The 13,384-nt window shown below is 71.4% G+C and carries 12 protein-coding genes; 9 read left to right on the forward strand and 3 right to left on the reverse strand.

The window, feature by feature from the left end; translation table 11 throughout:
• Positions 1-63: 63 nt before the first annotated feature.
• The 3 genes from AUL35_RS07535 (at position 64) to AUL35_RS07545 (ending at position 2,205) form a co-directional block, all read left to right on the forward strand.
• The gene (locus tag AUL35_RS07535) at positions 64-498 is read left to right on the forward strand and encodes a thiol-disulfide oxidoreductase DCC family protein (protein ID WP_244493695.1); all 435 of its coding nucleotides are present in this window, start codon (positions 64-66) and stop codon (positions 496-498) included.
• Complete coding sequence (locus tag AUL35_RS07540) at positions 495-989, forward strand: DUF427 domain-containing protein (RefSeq protein ID WP_062013621.1); 495 nt, start codon at positions 495-497, stop codon at positions 987-989. Before AUL35_RS07535 ends, AUL35_RS07540 begins: the two co-directional genes overlap by 4 nt.
• A gap of 124 nt (positions 990-1,113) precedes the next feature.
• Entirely contained in the window at positions 1,114-2,205 is a 1,092-nt protein-coding gene (locus AUL35_RS07545) for a catalase family protein (protein WP_062013623.1), read from the forward strand.
• 3 nt (positions 2,206-2,208) lie between these two features.
• On the opposite strand, the gene uxuA is transcribed toward AUL35_RS07545, so the two are convergent.
• Together uxuA and AUL35_RS07555 are read right to left on the reverse strand one after the other, a co-directional pair.
• On the reverse strand, positions 2,209-3,420 hold the full coding sequence (uxuA, locus tag AUL35_RS07550) for a mannonate dehydratase (RefSeq protein ID WP_062013625.1): 1,212 nt from the start codon (positions 3,418-3,420) through the stop codon (positions 2,209-2,211).
• Positions 3,421-3,463: 43 nt separating this feature from the next.
• On the reverse strand, positions 3,464-4,180 hold the full coding sequence (locus tag AUL35_RS07555; RefSeq protein ID WP_062013627.1) for a GntR family transcriptional regulator: 717 nt from the start codon (positions 4,178-4,180) through the stop codon (positions 3,464-3,466).
• A gap of 110 nt (positions 4,181-4,290) precedes the next feature.
• Here AUL35_RS07555 and uxaC point away from each other — a divergent pair, with 110 nt between their 5' ends.
• From uxaC to AUL35_RS07585, 6 genes are all read left to right on the forward strand, one after another.
• A complete protein-coding gene (gene uxaC, locus AUL35_RS07560; RefSeq protein WP_062013629.1) occupies positions 4,291-5,691 on the forward strand; it encodes a glucuronate isomerase in 1,401 nt (466 codons plus the stop codon).
• A gap of 49 nt (positions 5,692-5,740) precedes the next feature.
• Entirely contained in the window at positions 5,741-6,919 is a 1,179-nt protein-coding gene (locus AUL35_RS07565) for an ABC transporter substrate-binding protein (protein WP_062013631.1), read from the forward strand.
• Between the two features lie 77 nt (positions 6,920-6,996).
• Positions 6,997-8,097, forward strand: a complete 1,101-nt coding sequence (locus tag AUL35_RS07570) for an ABC transporter ATP-binding protein (RefSeq protein ID WP_062013633.1) — start codon at positions 6,997-6,999, stop codon at positions 8,095-8,097.
• A complete protein-coding gene (locus AUL35_RS07575) occupies positions 8,094-9,008 on the forward strand; it encodes an ABC transporter permease (RefSeq protein WP_062013635.1) in 915 nt (304 codons plus the stop codon). Before AUL35_RS07570 ends, AUL35_RS07575 begins: the two co-directional genes overlap by 4 nt.
• A gap of 4 nt (positions 9,009-9,012) precedes the next feature.
• The gene (locus AUL35_RS07580; RefSeq protein ID WP_062013637.1) at positions 9,013-9,858 is read left to right on the forward strand and encodes an ABC transporter permease; all 846 of its coding nucleotides are present in this window, start codon (positions 9,013-9,015) and stop codon (positions 9,856-9,858) included.
• A 7-nt stretch (positions 9,859-9,865) separates the two neighbouring features.
• The gene (locus tag AUL35_RS07585; protein WP_062013639.1) at positions 9,866-11,332 is read left to right on the forward strand and encodes a mannitol dehydrogenase family protein; all 1,467 of its coding nucleotides are present in this window, start codon (positions 9,866-9,868) and stop codon (positions 11,330-11,332) included.
• A 39-nt stretch (positions 11,333-11,371) separates the two neighbouring features.
• On the opposite strand, the gene AUL35_RS07590 is transcribed toward AUL35_RS07585, so the two are convergent.
• On the reverse strand, positions 11,372-13,378 hold the full coding sequence (locus AUL35_RS07590; protein ID WP_062013736.1) for a CocE/NonD family hydrolase: 2,007 nt from the start codon (positions 13,376-13,378) through the stop codon (positions 11,372-11,374).
• Between the last annotated feature and the right edge of the window lie 6 nt (positions 13,379-13,384).

Below are 13,384 nucleotides of genomic sequence, written 5' to 3' on the forward strand. Positions count from 1 at the left end.
AGCGCAGTGCCGCGCGCCGTCGCGGGTCGCGGCACCGGCGATGGCAACTGGCTCCGGAGCGTCATGTCGTCCCAGTCTCGTGCTCACGCGGTTCGCGGGGGCGGCGGCGCGGCGCCGGCGCCCCATATCGACGCCATGACCGAACTCACCGTCTGGCACGACGGATCGTGCCCGCTGTGCCGCCGCGAGATCGCGCTGATGCGCCGCCTCGACCGGCGCGGGGCGATCCGCTTCATCGATGCCGCCGCTGAAGGGCCCGCCGACTGTCCGCTCGACAGGGCCGAGCTTCTCGCGCGCTTCCATGCCCGCGAGAACGGCCGCATCCTCAGCGGCGCGGCGGCGTTCGCCGCTATGTGGCGGGCCGTGCCCGTCCTGCGGCCGCTCGGCCTTCTGTTCCGGGCGCCGCTGCCGCTCGCCGTCCTGGAGCGGCTTTTTCGCGGCTTTCTGCGCGTGCGACCGAGGCTGCAAGGGCTTGCCCGTCGATGGGAGCGCGCATGAGGCCCGTGCCCGATCCCGTGCCGCCGGGCGGGGAGAGCGTCTGGCGCTACCCGAGGCCCGCCATTGCCGAGCGGTGCGACGCCCATGTCGTGATCGAGCATCGCGGCCTGCGGATCGCCGACAGCCGACGCACCGTGCGAACGCTCGAGACCAGCCATCCGCCGAGCTACTACATCCCGGTGGAGGACATCGCGGAGGGCGTGCTGCGGCGGGCCACGGGCGCCTCCTTGTGCGAATGGAAGGGGGCCGCCGTCTACTGGGACGTGGTGGCGGGCGGCGACGTCCTGCCGGGCGTCGGCTGGAGCTATCCCGAACCGACGGCGGCGTTCCGCATCCTGCGCGACCACGTCGCCTTCTATGCACGCCCCTTCGACCGCTGCCTCGTCGATGGCGAGGTCGTCACGCCGCAGCCCGGCCCCTTCTACGGCGGCTGGATCACGAGCCGTCTTGCCGGACCGTTCAAGGGCGGCCCCGGCACGATGGGCTGGTGAAGGGCGGGCCGGGCCCGATATCCGCCCGCGCCCGGGAACGAATAGGCCGCGCCAAAGATTGGCGGGCGATACACCCATCGTCCCGGCGGGCCTCCCGGCTCCCGCGACCGACCAAGGCGCTCCCATGCCCAAGCCACCGCTTCGCTACACGCCCGCCATCGAGGTCACGGAAGGTGACGAGGAGGCGACGGCGCAGGGGCTGATCGAGGCCTTTCGCGGCATCGTCGCCAAGACGCACGAGGATCTCGGCACCGCCCAGCGTGGCGTCCATGCCAAGAGCCACGCGCTCCTGGAAGGCGAGCTGCGGGTCCACGACGATCTCGCCGACGAGCAGGCGCAGGGCATCTTCGAGCGGGGGCGGCGCTATCCCGTCCTGATCCGCATGTCCGCCATTCCCGGCGATCCGATCCGCGACAGCGTCTCGCTCCCGCGCGGCTTCTCGGTGAAGGTCATCGGCGTCGACGGCGAGCGCCTGCCGGGCTCGGAGGACGAGACCACGCAGGACTTCCTGATGGCGACCGGTCCCGCCTTCCAGGCCGCGCGGCCCGAAGGCTTCCTTTCGAACGTGCGGCTTCTCGCCAAGACCACCGACCGCGCGGAATGGGCCAAGGAGGCGCTCTCCAAGGTGCTTCAGCCGATCGAGCGCGCGCTGGAAGCGGTCCACCTGGAGAGCGCGACGCTCAAGGGCTTCGGCGGCTATCCCGCGACCAACCCGATCGGCGACCGCTACTACACGCAGGCCCCGCTACGCTTTGGCGACTACATCGCCAAGTTCGACATCGTGCCCGAGTCCGACAACTTCCGCGCCCTGACCGACAAGCCGATCGACGAGAGCCGGGGCGAGAACGCCATCCGGGAGAACCTCCTCGACGTCTTCACGCGCGAGGGCGGCGCCTGGACGCTGCGCGCCCAGCTCTGCCGCGACGCCGAGGCGAACCCGGTCGAGGACGCCTCGATCCCTTGGCCCGAGGACGACAACCCCTACATCCCGCTCGCCACGATCACCGTTCCCGCGCAGACCAGCTGGTCCGAGGAGCGATCCGAGGCGATCGACGGGCGCACCGCCTTCCGCCCCTGGCACGGGATCGAGGCGCACCGGCCGCTGGGCGCCGTCATGCGGGCGCGCCGGGTCGTCTACCCCGCGATCCAGGACTATCGCAGCGGCCTCAACGGCTGCCCCCTGCACGAGCCGAGCCGCGCGCCCGCGCTGGACTGAACCTCAAGGCCCCGGCCGCGCCCAGGTCCCTTCCGGCGGATGGCCGAGCGCGTGGAGGACGCCGCGTAGTTCGGCCAGACCCCGCATGCGCCCCGTCGCCGGATAGCCGGGCGTGACCTCCTTGGCGAGGTCGTCCAGCATCCGGTGGCCGTGGTCGGAGCGGAAGACGATCGTCTGCCCCCGCTCGCGCCGCCGGTCCTCGGCGACGAGCTCGCGTAGCACCGCGACCATGTCGGTGTCGCCGTCGAGATGGGCCGACTCGTGGAACGTGCGCGGGTCCGCCTCGCGCCGCGTGTTGCGCAGGTGCGCGAAGTGGATGCGGTCTGAAAACCGCCGCGCGATGGCCGGCAGGTCGTTCTCCGGCCGCACCCCGAGGCTCCCCGTGCACAGGCACATGCCGTTGGCGCTTGAGGGCACGGCCTCGAACAGCGCGGCGTAGTCCTCGGCGGTCGAGGCGACGCGCGGCAGGCCGAAGAGCGGGCGCGGCGGATCGTCGGGATGGAGCGTCAGCTTGACGCCGAGCGCCTCGGCGGCCGGCGCGACCGCTTGGAGGAACTCCACGAGGTGGCGGCGAAGGCGCGCGGCGTCGACGCCACCGTACTGCGCGAGCCTGTCGCGGAAGCCGGGAATGGTCATCGGCTCGGTGGTCGAGCCCGGCAAGGCGCTCGCGATGTTGCGCGTGAGGTCTGCGACCTCGCGCTCGCCCATCGCCTCGAAGCGGGTCCGCGCCCGCGCGCGTTCGCCATCCGTATAGTCCCGCTCGGCCCCCGGCCGCTCGAGGATGTGGAGCTCGAAGGCCGCGAAGGTCTCGATGTCGAAGCGCATCGCCGTCGCGCCCGTCTCGATCACGTGGTCGAGCTCGGTGCGGCACCAGTCGACGACCGGCATGAAGTTGTAGCAGACGACACCGATGCCGGCCTTCGCGACGCTCTCCAGGCTGGCGATCCAGCTCTCGATCTCGCCCCGCGCCTCGGCCCCCGTGCGCTTCACGGCGTCCGGGATGGGGATGCTTTCCACCACGCTCCAGCGCAGCGGCACGCGGCCGGGCGGCGTCGTCTCGATGAGGTCGCGCCGCGCCTCGACGGCCGCCTGCGTCCAGACCGCGCCGATCGGCACCTCGTGAAGCGCGGAGACGACGTCGGTCGCGCCGACCTGCCGAACCTCGTCGAGCGTCACCGGTGCCTCCGGTCCGAACCATCTCCAGCCTTGGCGCATGCGTCGTCGTCTCCCGTCCGGCGCGCGGCGCGCCGGGATCGTTTCAGCTAAAATACTGGGGGTAGCGCCCCTTCAGCTCGTCGACGTCGGGAATGACGGCGTCGAGGTGATGCATCATGGCGGCTCGCGCGCCCGGCAGGTCGCCCGCGGCGATGCGGGCGCGAATGACCTCGTGCTCCCCGATCACGTGGTCCATGCGGCCGAGCACCGGCAGCGTCAGGCGCCGGGCACGGTCGATCTGGACTTTGGTCTGGGCGAGCAGGGTCCAGATGCCGGGATGGCCGGCAAGATCGGCGATCGCGGCGTGGAAGCCCTCGTCGGCCTCGTGGAAGTCGTCGTTGTCGCCGGCGGCAGCCGCCGCCTTCTGGCGTGCGATCGCCGCGTCGATGCGGCTCATGCGCGCCGGCGCGCCGCGCTCGGCCGCCTTCTCGACGGTCACCCCCTCCAGCGCCTTGCGCACCAGCACCGCCTCGGGGATCGCGTTCACCGGCACGCGCGAGACGAAGGTCCCGCTCTGGGGCCGCACGTCCACCAGCCCGATCTCGGCAAGCCGGATCAGCGCCTCGCGCACCGGCGTGCGGCTGACGCCGAAGCGCTCCACGAGGCTCCGGTCCGCGAGCGGCGTTCCGGGCGGCAGTTTCAGGGCGACGATCTCGTTGCGCAGCGCGTCGAAGATCTGCGTCGCCGACGTCACGCGCCGCAGAACGACCGGCGCGGCGGGCGCCGGGTCGTCGTCGGATCGGGGTGCGCTCTGCGACATGAGGGGTCCGCTGCCAATCTCGTTTGACATTCTAATATACCAGTTGCTACATCGTGCCAAGGTCGCATCCCGGCGGGAAGACGGGACGCAGACCTTCGGGGGGACTTCGCATGGCGCTTCATCCGGACCGGCTCCTGCCCATCGAGCCTGAGGCAAGAGCCGTCGCGCGCCGGCTCTTCGCCGAGGTCGCGTCGTTGCCGATCGTCTCGCCGCACGGCCATACCGAGCCGGTCTGGTATGCCGAGAACCCGCGCTTTCCCGATCCCGCCGCGTTGTTCGTGGTGCCCGACCACTACATCTTCCGCATGCTCTACAGCCAAGGCGTGCCGCTGGAGGCGCTCGGCGTGCCGCGCGCGGACGGCGGCTCCGTGGAAACCGACGGACGCGCCATCTGGCGGCTCTTCGCCCGGCACTACGCGCTGTTTCGCGGCACGCCCTCGCGCCTGTGGTTCGAGCATTCGATGCAGGATGTCTTCGGCATCGAGGAGCGCCTGTCGGAAGCCAATGCCGACGCGCTCTACGACCGCATCGCCGAGGCGCTGGCGAGCGACGCCATGCGGCCGCGCGAGCTCATGGAGCGCTTCCGCATCGAGGTGATCGCGACCACCGACGCCGCTACCGACGACCTCCGGCATCACGACGCGATCCGCCGAAGCGGCTGGAACGGTCGGGTCGTTCCGACCTACCGCCCCGACGCGGTGGTGGACCCCGACAGGCCCGGCTTCGCGGAGGCGCTGGCCGGCTTCACGGCCCTGGCCGGCGAGCCCGACACGTGGGAGGGCTATCTGGCCGCGCATCGCGCGCGCCGGGCCTATTTCCGAGAGCGCGGGGCGACCGCGAGCGACCACGGCCACCCGAGCGCGCGCACGGCCGATCTCGGATCCGCCGAGGCGGCCCGCCTCTTCGACCGGGTCCGCGCGGGCACGGCGGATGCGGGCGAGCGCGAGCTCTTCCGCGCCCAGATGCTCACCGAGATGGCGCGCATGAGCCGTGACGACGGGCTCGTCATGCAGATCCATCCCGGCTCGCGGCGCAACCACAACCCCGCCGTCTTCCAGCGCTTCGGCTTCGACAAGGGCGCCGACATTCCGGGCCCGACCGACTATGTGGAGGCGCTGCGCCCGCTGCTCGCGGCGGTCGGCAACGACCCTTCCGTGACCGTGATCCTCTTCACGCTGGACGAGACCGCCTTCGGCCGCGAGCTCGCCCCGCTCGCCGGCCACTACCCCGCCCTGCGGCTCGGGCCGCCCTGGTGGTTCTTCGACAGCCCGGAAGGCATGCGGCGCTTCCGCGAGACGACCACCGAGACGGCGGGCTTCCGCAACACGGTCGGCTTCAACGACGACACGCGCGCCTTCCTGTCGATCCCCGCGCGCCACGACATGGCGCGGCGCGTCGACTGCGCCTATCTCGCCCGCCTCGTCGCCGACGGGCGCCTCGACGAGGACGAGGCGCACGAGACCGCGCACGAGCTTGCCTACGGCCTTGCCAAGCAGGCCTACCGACTTTGACCTCAAGGGAGCCGGCCCCTTTGCCGGTGCGATCTGGGAGGATTTGCCAATGACCATCACCCGCAGGCGCTTCATGGCGACGACCGCAGCGGCCGCTGCCGGCGTCACCGTCTTCGGCGGCCGCGCCTTCGCCGCGCTCCAGGCGCCCTCCAGCCCCGTCACGATCACGGTCGCGGACGTGGCGGGTAACCTTGCCCTCACGCAGGCCGCGATGGAACGCTACACGGCGGCCAAACCCGAATGGGCGAGCCGCATCGCCTTCACCAAGGCGCCCGCGCCCGAGCTACCGGGCAAGCTGCGGGCGCAGCAGGCGGCGGGCCGGGTCGACATCGACCTCGTGCTCACCGGCACCGACGCGCTCTCGGCCGGTCTCGACCAGGGCATCTGGACGGACCTGTCGCCCTACATGGCGGATCTGCCCAACCTCGAGGGCATCTACATTCCCCAGGCCTTCAAGATGCAGGGCATGGCGAAGAATCACGGGGTGGTCGTCTCCTACTACCCGTCCGGGCCCCTGATCGAGTACATGCCCGACCGCGTGCCGACGCCGCCCAAGACCGCCGAAGAGCTGCTGGCCTGGACCAAGGCGAACCCCAACAAGTTCATCTACGCGCGCCCCGCCAACTCCGGCCCGGGCCGCACCTTCCTGATGGGCCTGCCCTACCTCCTGGGCGACAGCGACCCGCGCGATCCCGAGAAGGGCTGGGAGAAGACCTGGGCCTTCCTCGAGGCGCTGGGGCAGAATGTCGAGTACTACGCGTCCGGCACGACGCAGACCATGCGCGAGTTCGGCGAGGGCACGCGCGACATCGTCGTCTCCACCACGGGCTGGGACATCAACCCACGCGTGCTCGGCACCGTGCCGGCCGAGGCCGAGGTCGGAACGCTCCAGGGTTTCCACTGGGTGACGGACGCCCACTACATGGTGGTGCCCAAGGGCGTCGCCCCGGAGAAGCTCGCCGTTCTCCTCGACCTCATGAACTTCATGCTGACGCCCGAGTCCCAGGCCTACGCCTATGACGAGGGCTACTTCTATCCCGGCCCGGCGGTGAAGGACGTGCCCCTGTCCATGGCGCCCGAGTCGAGCCAGGCGGCGATCAAGGAGTTCGGCCGGCCGCAATACGACGAGTGGATCGCCGGCAATCCGATGGAGATCCCGCTCGACGCCGACAAGCTCGTCGCCGCCTTCCGCATCTGGGACGAGCGGATCGGCGCCAAGAAGGGCTGACGCCCTTCCCCCATCGCGGCGGCCGCACCCGCACCGGCCGCCGCCCTTCCCTGCCCGCCGTCCGGAGGCCGTTCGCGATGAATGCCCATTCCTCACCGACCCAGCCCGCCGGGCGCGCCGCCTCGCCCCATGCCGACGGAGGCCGCCTGGAACTCGTCGGCCTGCGCCGGGCCTTCGGCTCCTACACGGCGCTGGACGGGATCGACCTCGCCGTCGAGGGCGGCGAGTTCATCGCCCTCCTCGGGCCGTCGGGCTGCGGCAAGTCCACGGCGCTCAACTGCATCGCCGGCCTCCTGCCCCTGACGGGCGGCGAGATCCGCCTTGACGGACGCCCGATCCACGAGCTGGAGCCCGAGAAGCGCGGCTTCGGCATGGTGTTCCAGAGCTACGCGCTGTTTCCGCACATGACGATCCGGAAGAACGTGGGCTTCGGCCTCGCCATGCAGGGCGTGCCGCACGCCGAGGCCGACGCGCGGATCGACGCCGCGCTCGACCTCGTGCGCCTGCGCAACCAGGCCGACAAGCTGCCGGGGCAGCTCTCGGGCGGCCAGCAGCAGCGCGTCGCGATCGCCCGCGCCATCGTGATCCGCCCGCCCGTCGTCCTGATGGACGAGCCGCTCTCCAACCTCGACGCCAAGCTGCGCCTGGAGATGCGCGCCGAGATCCGCGCCATCCATGAGGCGATCGGCTCCACCACCATCTACGTCACGCACGACCAGGACGAGGCGCTGTCGCTGGCCGACCGCATCGTCGTCATGGCGAACGGCGTGATCCGGCAGGTCGGCGCGCCCGAGGATCTCTACGAGCGTCCCGCGCATGGCGACGTCGCCGACTTCATGGGCTTTCGCACGCGCATCCCCGCGCGCGTCCTCGACGCGGACGGCACGGTCGAGGCGGCGGGCGCGCGGCTGACGCTGCCGCCCGCGCGCGGCCATGCGCCGGGCTCGGCCGTCTCGATCTCGGTGCGCCCGGAAGACCTGGTCGCCGGCGCCGCGGAGGGCCTGCCCGCCGAGGTGCGCTCGATCGAGTATCGCGGCCGCGCCTGGTTCGGCTCGGCGGCGCTCGCCGACGGCACGCTCGTCTTCTTCCGCTCCGAAGGCCATCTGGCGCACGGGCGCCGCGTCGCCCTGAGCTTCGATCCCGCGCGCACGCTCGTCTTTCCCGCCGAGGCCGCATGAGCCGCGCAGCCCTCGCCCCCCCTTCCGCGCGCGCCGCGCGTCCCTCGCTGCGGCTGCGCCTGGCGGCCCGGGGCATCGACGGCACGACGCTTCTCGTCCTGCCGGGTCTTGCGGCGGTGCTCGCGCTCTTCGTCTATCCCTTCCTCTACGGCCTCGTGGACTCGCTCACGCCCCTCGAGGGCGCCTGGTACGAGAACTACCGACGCTTCTTCTCCGACCCGTTTCTCTACGACACGATCGGCGCGACGCTCTGGCTGGCCCTGCCGGTCACGATCGTGAACCTCGCGCTCGCCGTGCCGATCGCCTTCCGCGTCCGGCTGATGCGGCGCCAGCGCCTTCTCACCACGCTCCTCGTCCTGCCGATCACGCTCGGCACGGTGCTGGTGGCCGAAGGGCTCCTGAACTTCCTCGGGCCGCGCGGCTGGTTCAACCAGTCCCTGATGCTGATCGGGCTGATCGACGCCCCGCTGCGCCTCACCAACAACTACTGGGGCGTCTTCGCCTCGCTGCTGATCACCGGCTTTCCCTTCGCCTTCCTGCTGACGCTCTCCTACGTCTCGGGCATCGATCCCGCGATCGAGCAGGCCGCCGCCACGCTCGGCGCCAACGCGCGCCGGCGCTTCACGCGCATCTTCCTGCCGCTTCTCGTGCCGGGGCTCGCCGTCACCTTCTGCCTCGCCTTCGTGCAGGCCTTCGCCGTGTTCCCGTCGGCGGTGCTTCTCGGCGCGCCGGCGGGCCCGACGCGCGTCATCTCGATCGCCGCCTATTCGGCGGCCTTCGAGCAGTACGACCATTCGCTGGGCTCGGCGATCGCCATCATCATGGGCCTCGTGCAGCTCGCCGTGGTTCTCCTGGTGCTGGGCGTGCGCGGCCTGTTCTATCGCGGCCCGGCCGGCGGAACGAAGGGGTGACACCATGATCCGCGATCAAGGCATCGGCTCGAAGCTGTGGCGCACCGCCGTCTGGGCGGTCGTCGTCCTCTTCGTCCTCAACCTTCTCGGCGTCATCGCGACCGTGGTGACGAACTCGTTCGCCACGCGGTGGCTCGGCACCTGGCTGCCGGTGGACTGGACGACGCGCTGGTACGTCTCGGCCTGGCGCGAGTTCCAGCTGACGGAGGTCCTGTCGGTCACCTTCCGGATCGTCTTCCTGGTCACGCTCCTGTCGGGCCTCATCGGCATCACCACGGCCTACGCGCTGGCGCGGCGCGACTTTCCCGGCAAGCGCTTCGCGATCCTCCTGTTCCTCCTGCCGCTGCTCGTGCCCCCGCTCACATACGGCATCCCGCTCGCCACACTTCTCTACCAGGTGGGTCTCGGCGGAACGTTCTGGGGCGTCGTGATCATCAACCTCGTGCCCTCGATCCCCTTCGTGGTGCTGGTGATGATCCCCTTCATCGAGCAGATCGACCCGCGCATCGAGGCGGCCGCCCGCGTCTTCGGCGCGGGCACCACCAGCCTCTTCACCCGCATCCTCCTGCCGCTTCTCCTGCCCGGCATGCTGGCGGCGCTGCTTCTCGTGCTGGTGCGCACGATCGCCATGTTCGAGCTGACCTTCCTGGTCGCCGGCCCGACCAGCCAAACGCTGGTGGTCTCGCTCTACTACGCGGTCTTCGCCTCGGGCGTGCGCGCCTCGCAGTCGATCGACGCCATGGCGGTGGTGTACATGATCACGACCCTGTTCTGGCTCGTCCTGGCCCTTCGATTCGTCAACCCGACGCAGATCGTGGCGCGCGCCAAGCAGTCCCAGCCCGCACACTGAGGCCCCGATGACCCGCCTGTCGAATACGACGCTCGACCGTCTCCCCGCCAAGGTGGCGCGGCCCGCCTTCGACCGCGCCGGCGCCCGGACCGGCATCGTGCATCTCGGCCTCGGCGCGTTCCACCGCGCCCATCAGGCGGCCTATACGGACGCGGTGCTGGCGGGTGGCGACTTGGGCTGGGGCATCTGCGGCGTGTCGCTCCGTTCGCCCGAGACGCGCGACGCGCTCCAGCCGCAGGACGGGCTCTACACGCTCGCCGTCCGCGACGGCTCGGGCGACCGGTTCCACGTGATCGGCGCGATCCTCGAGTCGCTGGTCGCGCCCGAGGACCCGGAAGCCGTGCTCGCCCGCCTGTGCGCGGCGGACACGCGCATCGTCTCCCTCACGGTCACCGAGAAGGGCTACTGCCACCTTCCCGCCACCGGCGAGCTCGACGAGGCGCATCCCGACATCCGGCACGACCTCGCCCATCCCGGCCGCCCGAAAAGCGCGGTCGGCTTCCTGGTCGAGGCGATCGCGCGCCGCCGGGCCGCCGGCATTCCGCCCTTCACGGTCCTGTCCTGCGACAACCTTCCCGCCAACGGGCAAACGGCGGGGCGCGTCGTGGCGCGCTTCGCGGCGCTGCGCGATCCCGAGCTCGGCCGCTTCGTCCAATCCGAGGTCTCGTTCCCCTCCTCCATGGTGGACCGCATCGTGCCCGCCACCACGGACGCCGACCGGGCGCTGGTGGCCGGTGCGCTCGAACAGGAGGACCGCTGGCCCGTCATGGCCGAGCCCTTCACGCAATGGGTGATCGAGGACCGCTTTCCGGCGGGCCGTCCGGCCTGGGACGCCACCTTCGTGCGGGAGGTCGAACCCTTCGAGCTGATGAAGCTGCGCCTTCTCAACGGCTCGCACTCGACGCTCAGCTATCTCGGCTACCTCGCCGGCCACGAGACGGTGGCGGAGACGATGGGCGCCCCCGGCTTCGAGGCGCTCCTGCGGGGCCTGATGCGCGAGGAAGCCTCGCCGACGCTCGCTCCCCTGCCCGGCTTCGATCTGGCCGCCTATCGCGACCAGCTCCTCGCCCGCTTCCGGAACCCGGCGCTGCGCCACCGCACCTGGCAGATCGCCATGGACGGCTCGCAGAAGCTGCCGCAACGCCTGCTCGGCACGATCCGCGACCGGCTGGCTGCCGGCGAGGCCTTCGATCGCCTGGCGCTCGGCGTCGCGGCCTGGATGGTCTATGTGCGCGGCACGGACGAGCGCGGCGGGCCGATCGACGTGCGCGACCCCCTTGCCAAGGATCTGGCCGAGGCGACGCACGGGCACACCGATGCGGCCGGTCTCATGGCGGCGTGCCTCGGCTTCGAGACCGTCTTCGGCCGCGACCTGCCGGCCTCGGCCACGTTCCGTGACGCCGTGGAGCGGGCGCTCTCGGAGCTCCTGCGGGAGGGCGCGGCGCGAACCGTCGCCCGCTTCGGAACGGCCTGAACGGTCGGTTCGGGCGGGACCGCGCGACGGCGCCTCGGCTCAAAGGTTGTCGCGCTCGATCGTCTCGTTCCAGCGGCGGCTCCAGACGGGCTTGTCGCCCTCGAAGGCCGCGTGCTCCACGGTGAGATGGAAGCGCTCGCGGTCGCCGGTCAGGACGCAGCGCGTCTGCGTCCGCGTGCGCCAGCCCTCGCGCCCCATCTCGTAGCTTTGCTCAAGGACGTAGCGCGCCGAGAGCGGATCGTCGTCGCGGATCCGCAGCTCTCGCCGCAGCGAGTGCGACAGCTCCGTGCCGGTCTCGTCGAAGCGCAGGACGCCCTCGCCGAACAGGCCGCCGACGCCCTCCGTCACGTAGGTCGTCTCGCCCGTCACGTGGTCCTGCGTCGACCAGCGGCGCACGGAGCCGGGATCGAGCTGCGTCACCGGGGTCGCGGGTCCCCGAGCCGGCGGCGGGAAGACCGGGGAGGCATCGTCGTTGCGCCGGCGCATCGGCAGCTCCAAACGGCTGGCGCCCGTGTCCAGCGTCAGCGTCGCGGCGTGAGGCGCCGGCCAGACCAGCGGCCAGTAGCTGGTGGCGACCGCCAGGCGCACGCGGCTTCCCGCCGCAAAGCGATGGCCGCAGTCGCCGAGCGTGACACGCACGTCCACCCATTCGCCGGGCACCAGCGCCTCGGGGCTCTCGTGTCCGTCGCGGTGGGACAGGTTCAGGACCTGGTAGGAGACGCGCGTGACGGCGCCGTCCGGCAGGACCTCCGACAGCCGCACGGCGATCTGCGCCTGCGGGGCGTCGGACCGCAGCCGGACGTGAAGCACGGGTGCGCCCAGCACCGGCAGCGGCTCGGCCAGGACCGGCGTCTCGAACACGAGCGCGCCGCCGTCGTCGAGCCGCTGGTCCACCGGCATCTCGCCGACGCAGCCCGTTCCCATCCACTCGCCGCCCGCGCGCCCGTGGCTCTGCGGCGAGCGGATCGAGCGCTCGCCGCCCCCGGCGGCTTCATCCAGCCGAAGCGAGCCGTCCGCGCCGAGCCCGAGCGGGCGCATCGCGATGCCGGGCGATGGGATAGCGGGCTCGCCCACCCAGCGCCCGGGCGTTTGGGTCCGCGTGCCGGCCGGCGCGTAGCTGTCCGACAGCCAGGCACGCAGCATGGGCTCGCGCATGATGCCGCGGTCCTCGCCCTTCAGCCAATGGTCCCACCAGCGCACCGCCTCCTGGAGGAAGCCGATGGCCGGGCCGGGCACGCCGTCCTGCGGATAGATGTGGCCCCAGGGGCCGATGATGCCGAGGCGCGGCACCTGGAGGTTGGCGAGAAGGCGGGGCACCGCGTTGGTGTAGCTGTCGGCCCACCCGCCCACCGCGAGCACCGGACATTCGATCGCCGACCAGTCCTCCTGAACCGAGCCGTGCTTCCAGTAGTCGTCGTAGCGCTGGTGACGCATCCACAGGGCGGGAAAGAGCGGCAGATGCTCGAGCCGCTCGATCCAGCGCTCGCGCCAGGTCTCGCCGACGATCGCGGGGTCCAATGGGCGCGACTGGTAGGCGAGCATGATCGCGCCCCACCAGAGATTGTCGTTGAGGAGGCATCCGCCCATGAAGTGGATGTCGTCGCGGAAGCGGTCGTCGGTGGAGTAGGCCGAGATGATCGCCTTGAGGGCGGGCGGGCGGCGGGCGGCGACCTGGAGAGCGTTGAAGCCGCCCCAGCTCTTGCCCATCATGCCGACCGAGCCCGTGCACCAGCCTTGCGCGGCGATCCAGGCGATGACGTCGAGCGCGTCCTCCTGCTCCTGGAGGAGGTACTCGTCGTCCATCAGGCCGTCGGACTCGCCCGTGCCGCGCATGTCGACGCGCAGCGCCGCATAGCCGTTCTCGGCGAAGAAGCCGTGCATGGGCTCGTCGCGCCCGCGCGTTCCGTCGTGCTTACGATAGGGAATGTATTCGAGGATCGCGGGGACCGGTGCCTCGCTCGCCCCTGCCGGCAGCCAGAGCCGCGCGCCGAGGCGCGTGCCGTCGCGCAGGGGGACCCAAAGGTGCTCGGTGATCTCGACGGTCATGGCCAT

This window comes from Aureimonas sp. AU4 (assembly GCF_001463765.1).
Lineage (GTDB): Bacteria > Pseudomonadota > Alphaproteobacteria > Rhizobiales > Rhizobiaceae > Aureimonas.